Source organism: Sphingomonas sp. J344 (assembly GCF_024700005.1).
Classification (GTDB): Bacteria; Pseudomonadota; Alphaproteobacteria; order Sphingomonadales; family Sphingomonadaceae; genus Sphingomonas.
Genome location: NZ_JAJONB010000001.1, coordinates 553,590 through 570,493, shown reverse-complemented (window position 1 = coordinate 570,493; position 16,904 = coordinate 553,590). Strand labels below are relative to the sequence as shown.

18 protein-coding genes and 2 pseudogenes are annotated in these 16,904 nt (G+C 66.2%); 7 read left to right on the top strand and 13 right to left on the bottom strand.

Going from position 1 to position 16,904, the window contains the following annotated elements; translation table 11 throughout:
• From LRS12_RS02830 to LRS12_RS02820, 3 genes are read right to left on the bottom strand one after another with little or no spacing between them, the layout of a single operon-like run.
• The gene (locus LRS12_RS02830; RefSeq protein WP_257843223.1) at positions 1-1,062 is read right to left on the bottom strand and encodes a GNAT family N-acetyltransferase; all 1,062 of its coding nucleotides are present in this window, start codon (positions 1,060-1,062) and stop codon (positions 1-3) included.
• Entirely contained in the window at positions 1,059-1,919 is an 861-nt protein-coding gene (locus tag LRS12_RS02825) for a cupin-like domain-containing protein (protein ID WP_257843222.1), read from the bottom strand. Before LRS12_RS02825 ends, LRS12_RS02830 begins: the two co-directional genes overlap by 4 nt.
• On the bottom strand, positions 1,916-3,124 hold the full coding sequence (locus tag LRS12_RS02820) for a GNAT family N-acetyltransferase (protein ID WP_257843221.1): 1,209 nt from the start codon (positions 3,122-3,124) through the stop codon (positions 1,916-1,918). Before LRS12_RS02820 ends, LRS12_RS02825 begins: the two co-directional genes overlap by 4 nt.
• 558 nt (positions 3,125-3,682) lie before the next feature.
• On the opposite strand from LRS12_RS02820, the gene LRS12_RS02815 reads away from it, so the two are divergent.
• Both LRS12_RS02815 and LRS12_RS02810 read left to right on the top strand, forming a co-directional pair.
• Positions 3,683-4,309, top strand: coding sequence for a hypothetical protein (locus LRS12_RS02815; RefSeq protein ID WP_257843220.1), 627 nt, complete (start codon positions 3,683-3,685; stop codon positions 4,307-4,309).
• A gap of 15 nt (positions 4,310-4,324) precedes the next feature.
• Positions 4,325-4,687, top strand: coding sequence for a hypothetical protein (locus tag LRS12_RS02810; protein ID WP_257843219.1), 363 nt, complete (start codon positions 4,325-4,327; stop codon positions 4,685-4,687).
• A gap of 193 nt (positions 4,688-4,880) precedes the next feature.
• Here LRS12_RS02810 and groL read toward each other — a convergent pair whose 3' ends face one another.
• Positions 4,881-6,524 carry a chaperonin GroEL gene (groL, locus tag LRS12_RS02805; protein ID WP_257843217.1) on the bottom strand — a complete coding sequence of 548 codons (1,644 nt, stop codon included), beginning with the start codon at positions 6,522-6,524 and terminating at the stop codon, positions 4,881-4,883.
• Between the two features lie 52 nt (positions 6,525-6,576).
• On the bottom strand, positions 6,577-6,864 hold the full coding sequence (gene groES, locus LRS12_RS02800; protein ID WP_066660780.1) for a co-chaperone GroES: 288 nt from the start codon (positions 6,862-6,864) through the stop codon (positions 6,577-6,579).
• A 247-nt stretch (positions 6,865-7,111) separates the two neighbouring features.
• Between groES and sppA the strand changes: the two genes are divergently transcribed.
• From sppA to LRS12_RS02785, 3 genes are read left to right on the top strand one after another with little or no spacing between them, the layout of a single operon-like run.
• A complete protein-coding gene (sppA, locus tag LRS12_RS02795; protein WP_257843216.1) occupies positions 7,112-9,013 on the top strand; it encodes a signal peptide peptidase SppA in 1,902 nt (633 codons plus the stop codon).
• Between the two features lie 13 nt (positions 9,014-9,026).
• Positions 9,027-9,590 (top strand): GNAT family N-acetyltransferase, encoded by a 564-nt coding sequence (locus tag LRS12_RS02790; protein ID WP_257843215.1) that lies wholly within the window; start codon positions 9,027-9,029, stop codon positions 9,588-9,590.
• Positions 9,591-9,643: 53 nt separating this feature from the next.
• The gene (locus LRS12_RS02785) at positions 9,644-10,030 is read left to right on the top strand and encodes a hypothetical protein (RefSeq protein WP_257843214.1); all 387 of its coding nucleotides are present in this window, start codon (positions 9,644-9,646) and stop codon (positions 10,028-10,030) included.
• Positions 10,031-10,061: 31 nt separating this feature from the next.
• On the opposite strand, the gene LRS12_RS02780 is transcribed toward LRS12_RS02785, so the two are convergent.
• The 4 genes and pseudogenes from LRS12_RS02780 to LRS12_RS02765 form a co-directional block, all read right to left on the bottom strand.
• Positions 10,062-10,610 carry a hypothetical protein gene (locus tag LRS12_RS02780; protein ID WP_257843212.1) on the bottom strand — a complete coding sequence of 183 codons (549 nt, stop codon included), beginning with the start codon at positions 10,608-10,610 and terminating at the stop codon, positions 10,062-10,064.
• A 38-nt stretch (positions 10,611-10,648) separates the two neighbouring features.
• Positions 10,649-11,277, bottom strand: a pseudogene (locus LRS12_RS02775) (trimeric intracellular cation channel family protein).
• Positions 11,278-11,308: 31 nt separating this feature from the next.
• Positions 11,309-11,659, bottom strand: a complete 351-nt coding sequence (locus tag LRS12_RS02770) for a DUF6768 family protein (RefSeq protein ID WP_257843210.1) — start codon at positions 11,657-11,659, stop codon at positions 11,309-11,311.
• Positions 11,652-12,212, bottom strand: a complete 561-nt coding sequence (locus LRS12_RS02765; protein ID WP_257843209.1) for an RNA polymerase sigma factor — start codon at positions 12,210-12,212, stop codon at positions 11,652-11,654. The genes LRS12_RS02770 and LRS12_RS02765 overlap by 8 nt, the downstream gene beginning before the upstream one ends.
• A gap of 91 nt (positions 12,213-12,303) precedes the next feature.
• On the opposite strand from LRS12_RS02765, the gene LRS12_RS02760 reads away from it, so the two are divergent.
• Positions 12,304-12,954, top strand: coding sequence for a YoaK family protein (locus tag LRS12_RS02760; RefSeq protein WP_257843208.1), 651 nt, complete (start codon positions 12,304-12,306; stop codon positions 12,952-12,954).
• On the opposite strand, the gene LRS12_RS02755 is transcribed toward LRS12_RS02760, so the two are convergent.
• Positions 12,939-13,406: a DUF2314 domain-containing protein gene (locus tag LRS12_RS02755; RefSeq protein WP_257843206.1), complete on the bottom strand. Its 468-nt coding sequence runs from the start codon at positions 13,404-13,406 to the stop codon at positions 12,939-12,941. The genes LRS12_RS02760 and LRS12_RS02755 overlap by 16 nt on opposite strands.
• A 128-nt stretch (positions 13,407-13,534) precedes the next feature.
• Between LRS12_RS02755 and mgrA the strand changes: the two are divergent.
• Positions 13,535-14,543, top strand: a pseudogene (mgrA, locus tag LRS12_RS02750) (L-glyceraldehyde 3-phosphate reductase).
• A 6-nt stretch (positions 14,544-14,549) separates the two neighbouring features.
• Here mgrA and LRS12_RS02745 read toward each other — a convergent pair.
• The 3 genes from LRS12_RS02745 to LRS12_RS02735 form a co-directional block, all read right to left on the bottom strand.
• Complete coding sequence (locus LRS12_RS02745) at positions 14,550-14,951, bottom strand: hypothetical protein (RefSeq protein WP_257843205.1); 402 nt, start codon at positions 14,949-14,951, stop codon at positions 14,550-14,552.
• 10 nt (positions 14,952-14,961) lie between these two features.
• On the bottom strand, positions 14,962-15,363 hold the full coding sequence (locus LRS12_RS02740; protein ID WP_257843204.1) for a MarR family winged helix-turn-helix transcriptional regulator: 402 nt from the start codon (positions 15,361-15,363) through the stop codon (positions 14,962-14,964).
• A gap of 166 nt (positions 15,364-15,529) precedes the next feature.
• Positions 15,530-16,870, bottom strand: coding sequence for a serine hydrolase (locus tag LRS12_RS02735; RefSeq protein ID WP_257843203.1), 1,341 nt, complete (start codon positions 16,868-16,870; stop codon positions 15,530-15,532).
• Positions 16,871-16,904: the final 34 nt, after the last annotated feature.

Genomic DNA, 16,904 nt, shown 5'->3' with positions numbered 1-16,904 from the left:
TCAGCGACCGAAGCGACGCAGCAGCGTCTGGGCGCCCGTCAACGCTGCCGCCGACAGCCCGCTCAGGCTGCGCGGGTTGAACAGCCGCAGTCGGTATCGCGCACGGCGTTCATCCATCCATTCGGCCTTATAGCCCTCGTCGCCATTGCCATAGTCGATCAGGTCGGGGCGGTCGTGGTTCAGGACGTGGCGGAACATTGCATGGGACAGCAGGGTGCCGGGCGAATGGGCGCGTTCACTCTCCAGATGTGCAAGCTTGTGAATGGTCGCAACGCCATTTTCGACCGTCCAGAATTGGGCGGCGACCGGCTGGCCGTCGCGCAGCGCAATGCCGAGTCGCAACGTGCCCGCCGCGCCCTCCTGTTCGGCAAAGGCGCGGACAAAGGCGGGCGAGCCCTCGTTCGGTTTCCAGCTTCCGGCATAGACCGCCTCATAGGCCGCCCACGCCTCGGCATCGAAGCCGTCGAAGATCATCGTCTCGACGGGGCTGTTCCTGGCACGACGGCGGACGGTGTTGCGCAGCTTCGAGCCGCGACGTGCCCAATAGGCGTCGAAATCAAGCCCCCCGGTATGGGCGACCCAGTGTGCCGCCTCGACCCGGTCGATTGCGACCCAGCCGGCGCTGCGGAACGCGGCCTGCAACTGCGCCGCGACATCGGGTTCCAGCGGCCACAGCGTCAGCGCGCCGAAGCGCCTGGCGACTTCACCGACCAGCGCGGCGAGCAGCGTCGCGCGGACCCCCGCCGGACAGCCCGGGGTCGCGATGGGTGCGAAGGCGAGTGTGTACCAACTGGCAAAGCCGCGCGCCCGGCCCGTGCCGATATCCCGCAGCGGGAGCCACAGCGCATGCGGTCCCTGCCGCGCTGACGCGACGGCGAGCGGCGCGTCGGGCCAGAGGTGCCGGGCGGTCAGCGCCAGCCAGTCGATCCGATCATATTGGCCGCACTGAAACGGGCGGTCGAGCATTCCCGCCGCATCGATGCGCAGTGCGTCAAGCGAGTCGAGGATGCGTGCCTCAACCCGCGCCGATGCGGCCTCGATCAGCGGGAAATGCGCGGTCATTCGGCGTGGCCCGTCATGCGTCGCGCCTTCTGGATGCCGCGCCAGGCGACCGACTTGAGATGGTTCTGGCTCGGAAAACGTGCGGGCATTGCCGGGTCGAGCCCAGCCTTGCGCAGCAGGCGGTTTAGTGCATGCGCGTCCGCCTCGCGATAGCTCCATTCGGAGCGCCAGGTGACCGACAGCGAGATCGACATCGCGTCGCCATTCTGCACCCAGTGCGGTGCCTTGACCGGCACGTACAGCGCATCGCCCGGCGTCAGGCGCAGTGGCGTGCCCTTGGCGGCGAAGCTGTCGCGGAACGGCAGGTTGCGATGTCCGCCCTCATGGAACGCCTCCTGCAGCGCGCCGGGCACCAGTTCAGGATCTGCGGCCGGGAAGACGGTCATCACCTTCTCCCCGCGCAGCTGCATCAGGATGTTGTGCTCCGGGTCGATATGGAAGGGTGTGACCGCGCCGGGCGAGGAGACGAAGATGAACGCCTCGCGCTTGAGCATCGCGCCGGTGCTGCGCGCGACCAGCGGCTCGATTTCGTCTAGGACGGTGTCGAGCAGGTTGCGGTAGAGCGGGTCCTGATCGACGAATTTCAGCACCATCCATGAGCCATTTTCCTCGATCGAGCGGATCGACTCCTCGACCGACAGCCCGTTGGACTTGAGGTCGGACGGGTCGATCCCGACCGGAATGTTGGCGAGATTCTGTTCGACATCGACCGGGCGGATGCGCTGCGACAGCGCGACCAGCGCATCGAGTTCGAACAACTCGTGACCGCACAGCTGATGGCCGAACACGCCCGACCGCTCGGGATAGAGGGCGGAAAAGGCGGAGCGCGCTTCGGCGTCGAAGATCGGGGTCGTCATGTGTCGCTCTCCACGACGGGGGCAGGGTGCGGGGTGCGGAGTCGGCGCAGGCTCGCGGCGGCCTTCTCCAGCCCGCGCGCTGCGGTGAACATCGCGCGCCGGCGCGCGCCCGCGAGCGGCACCGAGACCCGGACGATCGCGCGGCGTTCGCCCCACAGGCTGTTGATCATCGGGTGGTTCTCGACCGCGCAGCTGTCGATCCAGCCAGTATCGCCGCGCGCCAGCAGCTGAAGATTCTCGATCTGGATCAGCACCCCGGGCGAGAAGCGTGACAGCCGTTCGTCGAACGCGGTCTTGAACGAGAAGGCACCGGGCGCGGCGAGCAGATTGACCAGCATCGCGACCGGCGCTCCATCGAGATCGATGCGCAGCATGTCGAGCTTGCCCGCCCGATGCGCGCCGCCGACGACCTCGTTGAAGAAGCTTGCGGTCTCCGGGGTGCATGCAAGCGCGGAGCCGGCCTCACCCTTCCATCCGGCGCGTTCGAGCGCGAGGAAGGCGTCGATCCATGGCTGCACCGGCGCATCGGGAGCGAGGCGACGAGTTTCGACCTTGCCCTGCTCCATCAGTCGGGTGCGCAACCGCGCCAGTTCCTTGCGCTTCTTTTTCCGCACCGTGGCCGCGTAATAGTCCTCGGGCGACAGCGTGCTCGACAGCATCGCGCGCTCGATCCGATGAACCGTGTCGCAGGGCCGACCCAGCTGTCGCGCGGCTTCGATCAGCCCGCGATGCGCGGGGCCGCCCTCGACCATTCCGCTGATATGGAGCAGCGCACCCGCATCGCGGTCGGCGTCGAGCGCGCCCAGAATTGCGGTCCACGCCTCGACTTCATCCCCGCGGCGGAGAAGCGGAGCGCCGAGAAAGCGGTGGTAGTGGGCCCAATTCTCGCTGTGGCGCATGGGGATGTGGCCATAGCGGCTCGCGGCGACGATGGGCATCAGCGCGATCAGCTGATCGCCGCGACGGACAAGGAACTGGCGGACACCGGCAGGCGAGAGGGTTCGGCTGGCCTCGGCAAACCAGCGCTCGGCGAACACATCGGCCTCGGCGGCGTCGGCGACGAGGGCATCCCAATCCGCAGCGAGCGTGGGGCCGGGTGTGCCGAGCGGCAGTATCTCGACCCGCGCCGTCGCGCGCCCGGCGCGGGGCGCAGTGCGCGCAGGCGCGCGAGCGCTTGCTGCGTCAATAGCGGTTACCGCGTTCATTGCCGTTCCTGCTGACCCTGGATCACGCGCATGGCCTAACGCCGAAGCGTTAAATTTCCCCAAGCTGCGGCATGTCTTTGAGCGACCGCGATTCCCCTGTGATGCGTCGCAGGCGGGGCGCGCAATCGGGAGAAATTACTTTCGTTTCCGACCCGGAAATCTGCCCGGATCGGACGGTCCTGCGGCTCCGTATTTTCCCAATGTCGACCGCCGCGACTCGCGGAGTTGCGATGATTCCTTCATTTGCCAGCCATCAAGATGAGAATCGCTCGCGTTGATGCGTCTCTTTGGTGCCCAAGAATTTTATAGATGTTTTTAAGGATAAATTTAGAATCGCAAAGCACAGGCTGTGTATATCTATGTATAGTCATTGCACTATAATACATAATTCCCGAGATGGCTAAAATATTTTCATAGAGAATATTATGGCGACTGCGCGTCGAATCGTCATTTTACGAGTTGTAGATTCTCTGATCGTAGAATCCCGATATCGCAAATTAACCATGAATCGAGGGAAAAGGTGCTTGTTGAGACCGTGAGTCGGGTACGGAGATGGTCATGCGTAATGTAGCGTTCGAAAGCGTTCAAATTGCCCCGCGCGGCGGAAGGATCGCCCCCTGGCCTGCAGCGTCCGGAAACGGCCGCAGCCTGTTCGCCCCGACCGATGGTCGCTTCGCCCCGGCCCCTCCGGCCCGCCCGTCGCGGCCCCGTCCGATGGGTGGTTTCGTTCCCTATGCCGGTCACTGCATTGTTCCGGTGAAGGCCAATGGCCTGGTGCGCCTTCCCTCGTTTGTCCGCCGCAACGTGACCAGTGACGGGCCGAGCATCTTTCTTGGCCTGCACGGGTCGCAGAACTGCCTGGTCGGATCGAGCGTCCAGTGGTGGCAGCAACTGACGATGAACTGCGACGACCAGCAGACTGAAAATGCGGAGAGCGCCGCGCGCCGCGCCGTTCCGCCGCCGCCCGCCCCGTCGCGCCGCCTGTTCGGGTTCTGCGAGGAATTCTGGCGGCCCAACGAATTCGTGAAACTGCCGAGCTGGGCACGCGCGGTCGCCGGCATCGCCAATGTCGCGCTGTTCGTCGGTACCGGAGAGACCTTCGAAATCTGGTCGATCGAGGATGCGATGAAGTCCGACGATCCGCACCTGGTCGCACTGGTCCACTCCGCAACCAAGCTTCAGTAAGCGAGGGTGGGGGCCATGGCGCGCTGTCACCTGACCGGCCATCAGCCGGGCGACGAGATCTGGAACGAGGGATATTTCTTCACCCGCTGCACCCGCTGCGGCCGCGACATGATGCGCGCCGACGGGCCGTGGCGGACGGTGCCGAGCAAATATCGCGTCGTGTGGCGCAGCGGATATCACCGCCACGCACTGCCCAGCGATTTCGGGCGACGGCTGCCGGTGGCGGCAAGCCTGCCCAAGGAGAAGCGGGCGAAGCTGCCGCGCTACAGCGTGGGCAGCATCATGGTCAGCGCGCCGCCGCCGAGCGATGAGGCTCCGGGCGAGCGTGAGACGATGGATCAGGCGATTGCGGCATTCCGATTGCTCGGGATGCGGTGAGTAACGGGTAGCGTTGCGTAACGAAAAGGGCCGGGGAGTCGCCTCCCCGGCCCTTTTTTGTCCGGTGTGGTTGCCGGGCTTCTGGATCCCGCGCCGGCAAAGCCGGGGCGTCGGACGGGTTCGGCGAAGCCGACCCGCCGTCCGGATCGGAACGAGTCCTGAGCCAAGCGTGCTTGGCTCAGGCCGTTCTCGATCAGAAATCCATGCCGCCCATGCCGCCCATGCCGCCGCCGCCCATGGGCATGGCGGGCTTGTCTTCCGGCAGCTCGCTCACCGCCGCTTCGGTGGTGATGAGCAGGCCGGCGACCGAGGCCGCGTTCTGCAGCGCGGTGCGGACGACCTTGGTCGGGTCGATCACGCCGGCGGTGACCAGGTTCTCATACACGTCGGTCGCGGCGTTGAAGCCGAACGACGTATCCGACTGGTCGAGCAGCTTGCCCGACACGACCGCGCCGTCATGGCCGGCATTCGCCGCGATCTGGCGAACCAGCGAGGTCAGCGACTTGCGGACGATGTCGATGCCGCGGGTCTGGTCCTCGTTGACGCCGGTCAGACCGTCGAGCGCCTTGGTCGCGTACAGCAGCGCGGTGCCACCACCGGGGACGATGCCTTCTTCGACGGCTGCGCGGGTTGCGTGCAGCGCGTCGTCGACGCGGTCCTTGCGCTCCTTCACTTCGACTTCCGAAGCGCCGCCGACCTTGATGACGGCGACGCCGCCGGCCAGCTTCGCCAGACGCTCCTGGAGCTTCTCGCGGTCATAGTCCGAAGTCGTGACTTCGATCTGCTGACGGATCGCGTCGGTGCGGCCCTTGATCGCATCGGCTTCACCCGCACCGTCGACGATGGTGGTGTTGTCCTTGTCGATCGACACGCGCTTGGCGGTGCCGAGCATGCCCAGCGTGACCGACTCGAGCTTGATGCCCAGGTCTTCGCTGATCACTTCGCCCTTGGTCAGGATCGCGATGTCTTCCAGCATCGCCTTGCGACGATCGCCGAAGCCCGGAGCCTTGACCGCTGCGACCTTCAGGCCGCCGCGCAGCTTGTTGACGACCAGCGTGGCGAGCGCCTCACCCTCGATGTCCTCGGCGATGATCAGGAGCGGGCGACCCGACTGCACGACCGCCTCGAGGATCGGAAGCATCGACTGGAGGTTCGACAGCTTCTTCTCGTGGATCAGGATGTACGGGTCGTTGAGCTCGACCGCCATCTTCTCCGGGTTGGTGATGAAGTAGGGCGAGAGGTAGCCGCGGTCGAACTGCATGCCTTCGACGACGTCCAGCTCGAATTCGAGACCCTTGGCCTCTTCGACCGTGATCACGCCTTCCTTGCCGACCTTTTCCATGGCCTCGGCGATCTTCTCGCCGACTTCACGGTCGCCATTGGCCGAGATGATGCCGACCTGGGCGATCTCGCTCGAGCCGGAAACCGGCTTCGAACGCGACTGCAGGTCCGCGACAACCTTGGTCACGGCAAGGTCGATGCCGCGCTTCAGGTCCATCGGGTTCATGCCGGCCGCGACCGACTTCATGCCCTCACGCACGATCGCCTGGGCGAGCACGGTGGCGGTGGTGGTGCCGTCGCCGGCGACGTCGTTGGTCTTCGAGGCGACCTCGCGGACCATCTGCGCGCCCATATTCTCGAACTTGTCCTTGAGTTCGATTTCCTTGGCGACGCTGACGCCGTCCTTGGTGATGCGCGGGGCGCCGAAGCTCTTGTCGATCACGACGTTGCGGCCCTTCGGCCCCAGCGTGACCTTCACCGCGTCGGCGAGGATGTCGACGCCGCGCAGGATGCGCTCACGCGCGTCGCGGCTGAATTTTACGTCCTTGGCTGCCATGATGGAAACCCTTTCAAAATCTGGAAGATGACTAACGTGAACTGGCGAAGGTTCAGCCGACGATCCCGAGGATGTCGCTTTCCTTCATGATCAGCAGGTCTTCGCCATTGACCTTGACCTCGGTGCCCGACCATTTGCCGAACAGGATGCGGTCGCCGGCCTTGACGTCGAGCGGGGTGACTTCACCCTTTTCGTTCTTCGCACCCGAACCGGCGGCGACGACTTCGCCTTCCTGCGGCTTTTCCTGGGCGGTGTCGGGGATGATGATGCCACCGGCGGTCTTGGCTTCTGCCTCGACGCGGCGGACGAGCACGCGGTCGTGCAGCGGACGAAAGTTCATGGAGCTCTCCTGAACGTTGGTTGAAGTTGCTGGCACTCACCTGAAGCGAGTGCCAGCAGCGGCGATATGGGCGCAGCCATACCGGTCGTCAACGGGGTCGGTGCCCCATTAACTCAATTTGTCGGTGACCGGTGCTTTGCGAGATATTCGCCATCTGTATTGCGCTGTTAACACAGTGCCATTATTCCTTGCCCCATAGCTTTACCTGTGCGTCAATCGGTGCGGGGCATTTCGGAGATTTTCAGACGTGAAACTGGTACGCGGCGCATGGAAGCTGCTCGTCGGCATCAAGGACGCACTGGTCCTGTTGTTCATGCTGTTCTTCTTCGCGGCGCTGTTCATGCTGTTGTCCGCGCGGCCCAATCCGGGCGCGGTCAAGGACGGCGCGCTGCTGCTGGCGATCGACGGCACGATCGTCGAACAGCCGGCCGAGGCCGACCCGTTCGGCGGGATCGGCGGCGGCGAAGCTCCGCGCGAACATCGCATGCGCGACCTAGTCCGTGCGCTCGACGCGGCCAAGGACGATGCGCGGGTCAAGGTCGTGGTGCTCGACCTCGACCGGTTCGGCGGTGGCTATCCCGCCGCGATCGAGGAAGTGGGCGACGCGATCCGGCGGGTGCGCGATGCGAAGAAGCCGGTGCTGGCCTATGCCACCGCCTACAGCGACTCGAGCTATCTACTCGCCGCGAACGCCAGCGAGATCTGGGTCAATCCGCTGGGCGGCACGCTGTTCAGTGGGCCCGGCGGATCGCGCCTCTATTACAAGGGGCTGATCGACAAGCTGGGCGTCACCACGCACGTCTACAAGGTCGGCAAGTTCAAGTCGGCGGTCGAGCCCTATATCCTGACCCAGCAGTCGCCCGAGGCGCGCGAGGCCAATGAGGCGCTGTACGGCGCTATCTTTGGGCAGTGGCAGGAAGCGGTGAAGAAGGCGCGGCCCAAGGCGCGGATCGCGCCGCTGTTGACCGCGCCGGCCGAAGCGGTTGCGGCGGCGCAGGGCGATTTTGCCAAGATGAACCAGCAATTGGGTATGGTCGACAAGCTGGGTGACCGGCTGGCGTTCGGCAAGCGCGTTGCCGAGATTGCCGGCGTCGATGCAGGCAAGCCCGCAGGCAGCTACAAGACGATCAAGCTCGCCAACTGGCTGGAGACCAATCCCGCACCCAAGACCGGTGACGCGATCGGCGTCATCACCGTCGCCGGCGAGATTGTCGATGGCAAGGCGGGGCCGGGCATCGCGGCGGGCGACACCATCGCCAATTTGCTGTTGAAGGGACTGGCCGAGAAAAAGCTGAAGGCGCTGGTCGTGCGCGTCGATTCGCCGGGTGGGTCTGTGCTGGCCTCCGAACGGATTCGTCAGGCGATCCTTCAGGCCAAGGCACAGGGCCTGCCGATCGTGGTGTCGATGGGCAGCCTGGCGGCGAGTGGCGGTTACTGGGTCTCGACCCCGGCCGATGTCATCTTTGCCGAACCGAACACGATTACGGGTTCGATTGGCATTTTCGGCGTCCTGCCGACGTTCGAGAATACGCTGGCCAAGATCGGGGTGACGTCAGACGGGGTGAAGACCACCCCGCTGACCGGCCAGCCCGACTTCTACGCCGGCACCAACGCCGAGGTTGACCGCGTGCTGCAATCGGGGATCGAGGAGGGGTATCGCCGCTTCATCGGCCTCGTCGCCGGGTCGCGCAGAATGACCACCGCGCGGGTCGATGAGATCGGCCAGGGTCGCGTGTGGGACGGCGGCACCGCGCGCCAGCTTGGGCTGGTCGACCGGTTCGGAAATCTCGACGCGGCGATTGCCGAAGCGGCGAAGCGCGCCAAGCTCGATCCCGCCAAGACCCATGCGGTGTTCCTGGAAAAGAAACCCGACTGGTTCGGCCAGTTAGTCGCCGGCTTCTTGTCGGGCGGCGACAGCGACGAGGAGGACGAGGCGACGCCCGAGAGCGGCGGCGACCTCTATGCCCGGATCGCCGGGGATCGCCGCGCGGTGCTGGCCCAGGCGCTGGGCGACGCAAAAAGGCTGGCGGGCGCGTCGTCGATGCAGGCGCGGTGCCTTGAGTGCGGAGCCTATGGCCCCGCATCGAGCGGTACGGCACGGGCGGACCTGCGGCTGATTGACCTGGTGATCGCAAAGCTGGGCCTGTGAGAAAGCGAGTAACTTGATACAGATCCAGCTTCGCGCCGCAGAGCCGGGGGACGCCGCGGCGATCGCCGCAATCTATGCGCCCTATGTGTTGACCGGAACGGTGAGCTTCGAGTTCGACCCGCCTGATGCGCGCGCAATGCGCGGGCGGATGGAGGCGTCGGACGGGCTGTATCCGTGGATCGTCGCGACCAACAGCGAGGGGCGCGGGGTGCTGGGCTATGCTTATGCCACCAAATTCCGTGAGCGCGCCGCCTATCGCTATGTTGTCGAGACATCGGTCTATGTCGCGGGTGCGGTGCAGGGGCAGGGCGTGGGTAGACTGCTCTATGAGGCGCTGATCGACACGCTGCGCGCGCAAGGCTTTACCCAGGCGATCGGGGTGATCTCGCTGCCCAACGACAATTCGATCAAGACGCACGAGCAGGTCGGTTTTCGCCGTGCCGGCCAGCTGCGCGAGATCGGTTTCAAGCAGGGCCGCTGGATCGACATTGGCATCTGGCAATGCGCGTTGAACGACAGTGCGATGCCCCCGGTCGAGCCGAAGCCGTTCAGTGAAGTCGGGGTGGTACGGGGCTAATAATTTTCGCCGCAGTAAATGACTTGGCCGCCATCTTTTCCTAAAATGCCTTCATGCAGGGAGAGGATACCTACCGGCTGGAGGTCGATCGCGAGCGCAAGCTGGTCATCCTGACCGTCTTCTCGATGCTCGGCCCCGAAGATTCGTCCTGGGCCGGCGAGGAGCTTCGGGCCGGCATCCAGACTTTCGGGCCGGATATCGGCAAGCATGCGACGCTCTATGACATGAGCGCGGTGCCCGGCATGCCGACCGCGACGATCGACCGGACGCTGGCGACACTGGATCACCCGGCGGTACGCAAGATCTGGGCACGCAAGATCGCCTTCGTCGTGACCACCGCAACCGCGCGGATGCAGGTGACACGGCTGCAAAAGCTTCGCCCCGATATCGCGATGTTCGATACGCGCGAGTCAGCGGTCGCCTGGCTGGTCGCGCCCTGACCGCTCGACCCGCGTAAAGCCGGTGCGGCGATCAGGCGAGGTCGGCGATATGCGCGTCGGCCTCAGCCACCCCCGGATTGCCCTCCGGCCCGAGTGCCTCGGCATAGCGTTCGCGCGCGTCCTGCCACATCATCAGGGCCTGTTCGGGTTCGTCCAGCGCCTCGGCGAGCAGAGCGACGCTGCGCACCGCATTGGCGATCTCAAGCGGCGATACGTCGGGCGAGGCTTCGTAGAGGACGAAGCTTTCGGCGAGCGCGGCGGCGGCGTGATCCTGATCGCCCGCTTCAAGGAAGATGTCCCCGGCATGGCGCAGCGCATGGGCGAGGGCGTGGCCGTCGCCGGCCTGGCGGAGCAGGGCGATCGCCGCCTGCTGATCGTGCTGCGCCCAGTCGAGATCGCCCGCGTCGCGCGCGATCTGGGCCTGACGGGTCAGCGCGCGTGCCTCACCGGAGAGATCGCAATCGGCGTGGAAGGCGGCGATGGCCTCAGCGAAGCAGCGGCGTGCGGCGTCGGGATTGCCCTCCCGACGTCGATCCTCGCCCTGGTCGAGGAACTGGTATCCGCGACTCGCCTCGATCATGGCGCGATGGTCTCAAACCATCGCGCCGTGCGCAAGTCTCAGCGACCGCCGCGATAGGCGGGGAGCGCCAGCTTCCACCGGATCGCCGCCGCACGCAGCGCAAAGCCCGCGCTCGCCGCAAGCAACCCGGCGGCGTAGAGCGGCAGCCCCGCGAGCGTCAGTGCGACGTGGAGCCCCGAGGCGAGCGCAGCGGCGGTGACGTACAGTTCGGGGCGCATCAGGATCGACGGCTCGCCCGCCAGCACGTCGCGGATGATCCCCCGGCGCAGGCGGTGAGCACCCCCATCAGCATCGCGGGGACCGGCGGGATGCCGAAGCTCAATGCCTTGGCTGCGCCGAATACCGCATAAGCGGCGAGCCCAGCGGCATCGAGCCAGTCGAAACCCTGTCCCTGCCACCAGCGCTGCGGGGTGATCCAGATCAGCGCGGCGACGCCAAGGCACAGGGCGGCGACGAAGGGGTGGTGAACCCACCAGACGGGTGCCCCAATCAACAGGTCGCGGATCGTGCCGCCGCCGACTCCGGTGACCAGCGCGAAAAAGGCGGCAGTGACGAAGGTCTGCCCCCGGCCCGTTGCGGCGAGCGCGCCGGTCGCGGCGAACACCGCGATGCCGAACAGGTCGAGCCAGGGCAGGACGGTGCCGAGCGGGAGGGGGGTGGGGGACATGGTTATCCTGTCTCACCCCGCGCCCCGTGGGTCAACGCGCCGCGCCGACCCCAAGCCGGGCGAGGGTGCGCAGCACGCGCTGGATGTGCAGCACGGGGAGCATCGCCGCCTTGAAGATCGTCGCGACGATGATCAGCGTCATCGCGGGGAAACCCCAGCGCAGCGCCTCCAGCGTCTCGGTCGCGGCGAAGAATTGCCAGGCGGCATAGACTCCGGCGAAGAACATCAGAGTTTGGGCGACGAGCACCACCGCGCTGGTCCAGCCGAGGCTGCCGCCGAACAGCGAGCCGACCTGGGTCAGATAGCCCGGCTCCTCGCCGATCTGGCGCAGCAATTCGCGTTCTTCGGCCGCAATCGCGGCGTCGATGTCATGGTCACGCATGGGGTTCTCCTTCCAATCGGGTTTTCAGCCTGGCGCGGGCGTGCATCAGGCGGGTCTTGACGGTTCCGGCGGGGATGCCGAGCGCGACCGCGGTTTCGGCGATGCTCAGCCCCTCGAAATAATGGAGCGCGACGGCGGCGCGGTGGCCGGGCGGGAGCGCGGCGACTTCGCGGCGCAGTTCGCTGCCCTCGACTGAGGCGTCGGGATCGGGCGCTGCGGCGGCAGGTGCATCCGCAAATTCGGTCGCGAGGGCGCGCTCGGCGACCCGCGCGCCGATGGCTCCGGCAGTCTTGCGGGTTACGATGCGATAGGCCCAGGCGGGGAAGGCGCGTTCGTCGCGCAGGCTGCGGATGCCGCGCAAGATGTCGATCCACGCCGCCTGCACTGCCTCCTCGGCCATCGCGCGGTCGCCGGTCAGGCGCCAGCCATGCGCGACCAGCCGACGGTGCCAGCGTGCGACCAGCCGGTCGAGCGCGCGCCGATCCCCCGCCTGTGCCGCGACGACCAGCCAGCTGTCGGTGGCGCGGTCCGCCCGATGTGCTTCCCCGTTCATGCGGACTAGGTGCGCCCGAAGCGGCATTCGGTTCAATCGGCGATGCGCTTTTCGGCTTGGCGCGGCGGGACTGCTGTGGAGAATGCGGCGGATGAAGGACTATGCCCCCCGCTTCATCGCGCTCGCCGTCGCGCTGGCGGCGCTAGCCGGGTTCGTCGATGCGATCGCGTTCACTCGGCTGGGCGGCTATTTCGTGTCGTTCATGAGCGGCAATTCCACCCGGCTGGGCGTCGGGATCGGGCTGGCGGACGGGACGGCATTGCTGGCGGCGGCGCTGATCCTGGCGTTCGTCGCGGGGGTGATGATCGCGACGATCATTGCGCGGCGCTTTGCCGAGCGGCGCAAGGTCGCGGTGCTGGGCGCGGTGACGCTCACGCTGGCGCTGGCGGCGACGCTGTGGATGGTGCTGCCGGGGCCGCTCCCGCTGCTGCTGGTCGCGGCTGCGATGGGGATGGAGAACGGCGTGTTCGCGCGCGATGGCGAGGTGGCGATCGGCGTGTCGTATATGACCGGATCTCTGGTGCGGATGGCGCAGCGGCTGGCGGGGGCGCTGATGGGCGATGCCGACCGCTGGGCGTTCGTGCCGCATCTGATGCTGTGGCTGGGGTTTGCGGTCGGCGTGGTGCTGGGCGCGCGGACGGCGGTGAGCGCGGCGGACGCGGCGCTGTGGATCGCGGCGATTGCCGCAGGCGGGCTGACATTGGTCGCGGCGGGGCTGACGCGCGGTCAGTCCCAGCCGTGAGATTTGCGCAGCGCGGCCGCTTCGGCCGGGCTGACCATCGACAGCAGCGCGCGGGTGGTGAAGGCGCCTTCGACCCGCTTGCCGTCGCGCACATAGCTCCAGTCGATCACGGCCGCATCGGGGATCGTCACGCTCTGACCCCGGCGATACCCCGGCGCACGCGGGTTGTTGACGAGGATTGCGGTGGTGACGCCATCGCCGCGCGCGACGACCCGCGCCCAGATGAACTCGTCGACCTTTCCGGGCACAAGGTCGTATTTGACCAGGAAATAGCTCTCGCCCCGGCCTGGTGCCGCATAGCGCTTGAAGAAATCGGGAAGACCTTCGCGGGCGGTTCGGATCGCGGCCGCCATTTCGGGTTTGCCCTTGGCGATATCGATAATCGGGTCGGGGCGGGCATGTTGCATCGGCGGCGGGGTCATGCACAAAGCGAGGGCAAAGGCGCAGAACATCGGCGTTTCCTTTCGCTCCTGATCCTACGCCTCGCAACGGCAGCGGGCGATAGGCTGTCAGAAAACGTACGCCCTTGCCGTTCGCGGCGGGTGCGGCCATCACCGCGCCGAACCTGAGGAGCGCCCAGATGAGCTATGTCCCCGCCGCCGAGCGCTATGCCGGCGCCATGCCCTATCGCCGGTGCGGGCGCAGCGGGGATCGTGCTGCCTGCGGTGTCGCTGGGGCTGTGGCAGAATTTCGGTGGGGTCGATGTGTACGAGACCGGGCGCGCGATGCTGCGGCGCGCGTTCGACCGCGGGGTCACGCATTTCGACCTCGCGAACAATTACGGCCCGCCCTACGGATCGGCGGAGGAGACGTTCGGGCGGGTGCTGGCGAGCGACCTCAAGCCCCATCGCGACGAGCTGATCGTCTCGACCAAGGCGGGGTGGGACATGTGGCCCGGTCCCTATGGCGATGGCGGCAGCCGCAAGTATCTGATCGCCAGCCTCGACCAGTCGCTGCGCCGCATGGGGCTCGACTATGTCGACATCTTCTACTCGCACCGCATGGACCCCGACACGCCGATCGCGGAGACGATCGGCGCGCTGGTGCAGATCCACCGCCAGGGCAAGGCGCTCTATGTCGGAATCTCCAGCTACACGCCCGAGGCGACGCGGCGCGCGGCGGAGATCCTGCGTGCCGAGGGCGTGCCGCTGCTGATCCACCAGCCCGATTATTCGATGCTGAGCCGCTGGATCGAAGATGGGTTGCTCGATGCGCTGGAAGAGGCAGGGGCGGGGTGCATCGCCTTTTCGCCGCTGGCGCAGGGCCTTCTCGGCGGACGCTACCTCAACGGCGTGCCCGAGGACGCGCGCGCAGCGAAGGATTTTTCGCTGCGGCGTGAGCGGCTGACCGATGCGCTGGTGGCGCGGTTGCGCGGGCTCAACGACATCGCCACAGCGCGCGGGCAGAGCCTGGCGCAAATGGCGATCGCCTGGGTGCTGCGAGATTCTCGCGTCACCTCCGCGCTGATCGGAGCGCGGACTGTGGAGCAGCTCGACAATTCGCTGGATGCGGTGAAGACGCTGGACTTCAGCGCCGAGGAACTGGCGGCGATCGACCGGTTCGCGGCGAAACCGGGGGAGCGGCTTTGACCGCGCTCAACTGGGGAAATGTTCGACATGTGTGTCCCCGTCGCGGCCGAAGTATAGGACGCGGCGACCGGGGAAGCTGACGAGATAGCCGGCGCACCCGGCCGCGCGGACCTTCTCACCAAAGCCGAGATAGGTGTAGCCGGGGGCGTTCGCCTGTGCCTCGGCTATGGCGGCGCGGACGGCTGAAGCATCGAAAGCGGCCGCGACAGGCCTGGTGCCGATATGCGTCGGCAGGTCGAACGCCGTTCCGTCGGGGCGGTAATAGGTTGCAGTGTTGCGGCGATAATCGACGAGATACGAGTCGAATCCGGCGTCGATCAGCGCGCCGACGATCTCGGGGAAGCTGAGACGATTGGCCTCCGCACCGGAAAGACAGTCGCGGGCGATGCTTTGCTGATCTTCGGTCATCGTGGGTCCTTCAGTCGAGCGGGGCGGCGCGCAGGCCGTGCTGTTCGGCGAGCTGGCGCAGGATGCGGTCGAGTGCGGCGCGATCGTCGGGGGTGAGTTCGCCGAACCATTCGGATTCGTTGGCGTCGGCGAGGCTGGCGAGTTCGGGAACGAGCGCGGCTCCCGCGTCGGTCAGCGCGAGGTGATGGGCGCGGCGGTCGTCGGGAAGGGGGGTGCGAACGACAAGCTTTTTCGCCTCAAGCCGGTCGCCAAGCTTGCTGACCGCGCCGGGGGTCAGCGCCAGCCGCTCTGCGAGGCGCGCGGGGCGCGTGGCGGGGTCGTCGGCCAGCGCGCGGAGGACGACCCATTCAGCGACGGTGACGCCCCGTGCCTCGACCTTGCGCGCGAAAGCGGCGGAGACGTGGTTGGACACGGCACGGAGCCAGTAGCCGGTGTGGGAATCAAGAGGGGCGCTGATCATGTTGACTAGGAAACTATCCGAAGAATGTTTCCTAGTCAACTAGTGGCATATGTGTGGTCGCGTCGCCCTCACCCTTCCGGCTTCGCGCCTCCCTCCCGCTCCCAATGGGAGAGGGAAATCACTTCCGCGGAGCGGGCGTCGAACGCCCGCCCTGATGGAGGATCATCCCGGTGACCTTGCCGCTGGTGTCGCGCGTGAACTCGACCTGCGCATCGACGACCTTGAGGAAAAAGCGGTCCTTGCTCTCGGGGAACAGCTCGAATTCCTGCTGCCCGGTCGCTTGGGTCATCAGCTTGCCGTCCTTGACCCGCATGGTGATCGCAAAGGTCGGGGCCAGCTCGTACACGCCCTCATATTGTGCAAGCTGGTCGGGGGCGACGGTCGTGGCTTTGCGCTCGCCCGGCAGCACCACCGCGCCGCCGCGGGCGAGGGTCATCAGCGACTTGGCTAGCTTGTCCGGCGACGGTCCGTTGAGATTGCCCAGCACGACGACGGTCAGCTTGCGATCGGGATCGTAGGCGAGAAATGTGTTGAAGCCTTCGATCCCGCCACCATGCTGCAGCGTCGTGACGCCGTCCGCCTTGTGAACGACGATGCCGAGTGCGTAGCCGTCCTTTTGCGGCGTGCGGAACGCGGCGAGCGACGCTGGGCTGAGCAGCTTGCCACCATAAACGCCGCGCTGCCATTTCAGCAGGTCGCGGGTGGTGGAATAGAGCGCGCCCGCGCCCTGCGGGATGGTCATGCTGATGTAATCGGCGTTGATCGGCCCGTCCTTTGACGGGGTATAGCCCGATGCGCGGCGCGGGAGGATCGCAGCGTGGCTGTCATAGCCGGTGTCTGCCATGCCGAGCGGTTTGAACAGGTTCGCCGCGACGAACTCGGCATAGCTTTGGCCGCTCAGTTTCTCGATGATCGCGCTCAGCAGGACATAGCCGGAGTTGGAGTAGCTCCACTTTTCGCCCGGCTGGAACTCCAGCGGCTTGTCGCGGAAGCGGGCGACCAGGCTGGCATGTGTCGCGGGCAGCGTCTTGGTCCCGCCATAGTCAGGGAAGCTGGTGAAATTGGGGATGCCCGATGTGTGATTGAGCAAATGGCGGACCGTCACCTTGTCCCAGGCGGCAGGGGCGTCGGGGAGGTAGGTCTTGACCGGCGCGTCGAGCGTCAGCTTGCCGCGTTCCTGAAGCAGCAGTATCGCGACCCCGGTGAACTGCTTGGTGACAGAGCCCAGGCGGAACTTGGTGTCGCCGTCATTGGGGATCTTCCATTCAAGGTTGGCCGAACCATAGCCCTTGTCGAACAGCACCTCGCCATCGCGTGCGACCAGCACCGCGCCCATGAACTCACCCTTTTCGGCATCGTCACGGACCACTGCATCCATCCGGGCAGGGTCCTGCGCGAGCGCGCGTGCGGGCGTGGTTGCAAGGACGATGGCGGCAAGGCCGAGTGCGTAGCGATTCATGTGGAAACCCCTCAGTGTGTTATACTGGTATAAC

Coding starts and splice junctions, on each gene's coding strand:
- LRS12_RS02760 (WP_257843208.1), top strand. CDS start 12,304: ATGAAGGACTATGCCCCCCGCTTCATCGCGCTCGCCGTCGCGCTGGCG.
- groES (WP_066660780.1), bottom strand. CDS start 6,864: ATGAACTTTCGTCCGCTGCACGACCGCGTGCTCGTCCGCCGCGTCGAG.
- LRS12_RS02770 (WP_257843210.1), bottom strand. CDS start 11,659: ATGCGTGACCATGACATCGACGCCGCGATTGCGGCCGAAGAACGCGAA.
- groL (WP_257843217.1), bottom strand. CDS start 6,524: ATGGCAGCCAAGGACGTAAAATTCAGCCGCGACGCGCGTGAGCGCATC.
- LRS12_RS02825 (WP_257843222.1), bottom strand. CDS start 1,919: ATGACGACCCCGATCTTCGACGCCGAAGCGCGCTCCGCCTTTTCCGCC.
- LRS12_RS02815 (WP_257843220.1), top strand. CDS start 3,683: ATGCGTAATGTAGCGTTCGAAAGCGTTCAAATTGCCCCGCGCGGCGGA.
- LRS12_RS02735 (WP_257843203.1), bottom strand. CDS start 16,870: ATGAATCGCTACGCACTCGGCCTTGCCGCCATCGTCCTTGCAACCACG.
- LRS12_RS02780 (WP_257843212.1), bottom strand. CDS start 10,610: ATGATCGAGGCGAGTCGCGGATACCAGTTCCTCGACCAGGGCGAGGAT.
- LRS12_RS02820 (WP_257843221.1), bottom strand. CDS start 3,124: ATGAACGCGGTAACCGCTATTGACGCAGCAAGCGCTCGCGCGCCTGCG.
- LRS12_RS02745 (WP_257843205.1), bottom strand. CDS start 14,951: ATGACCGAAGATCAGCAAAGCATCGCCCGCGACTGTCTTTCCGGTGCG.
- LRS12_RS02755 (WP_257843206.1), bottom strand. CDS start 13,406: ATGTTCTGCGCCTTTGCCCTCGCTTTGTGCATGACCCCGCCGCCGATG.
- LRS12_RS02810 (WP_257843219.1), top strand. CDS start 4,325: ATGGCGCGCTGTCACCTGACCGGCCATCAGCCGGGCGACGAGATCTGG.
- LRS12_RS02830 (WP_257843223.1), bottom strand. CDS start 1,062: ATGACCGCGCATTTCCCGCTGATCGAGGCCGCATCGGCGCGGGTTGAG.
- LRS12_RS02785 (WP_257843214.1), top strand. CDS start 9,644: ATGCAGGGAGAGGATACCTACCGGCTGGAGGTCGATCGCGAGCGCAAG.
- LRS12_RS02765 (WP_257843209.1), bottom strand. CDS start 12,212: ATGAACGGGGAAGCACATCGGGCGGACCGCGCCACCGACAGCTGGCTG.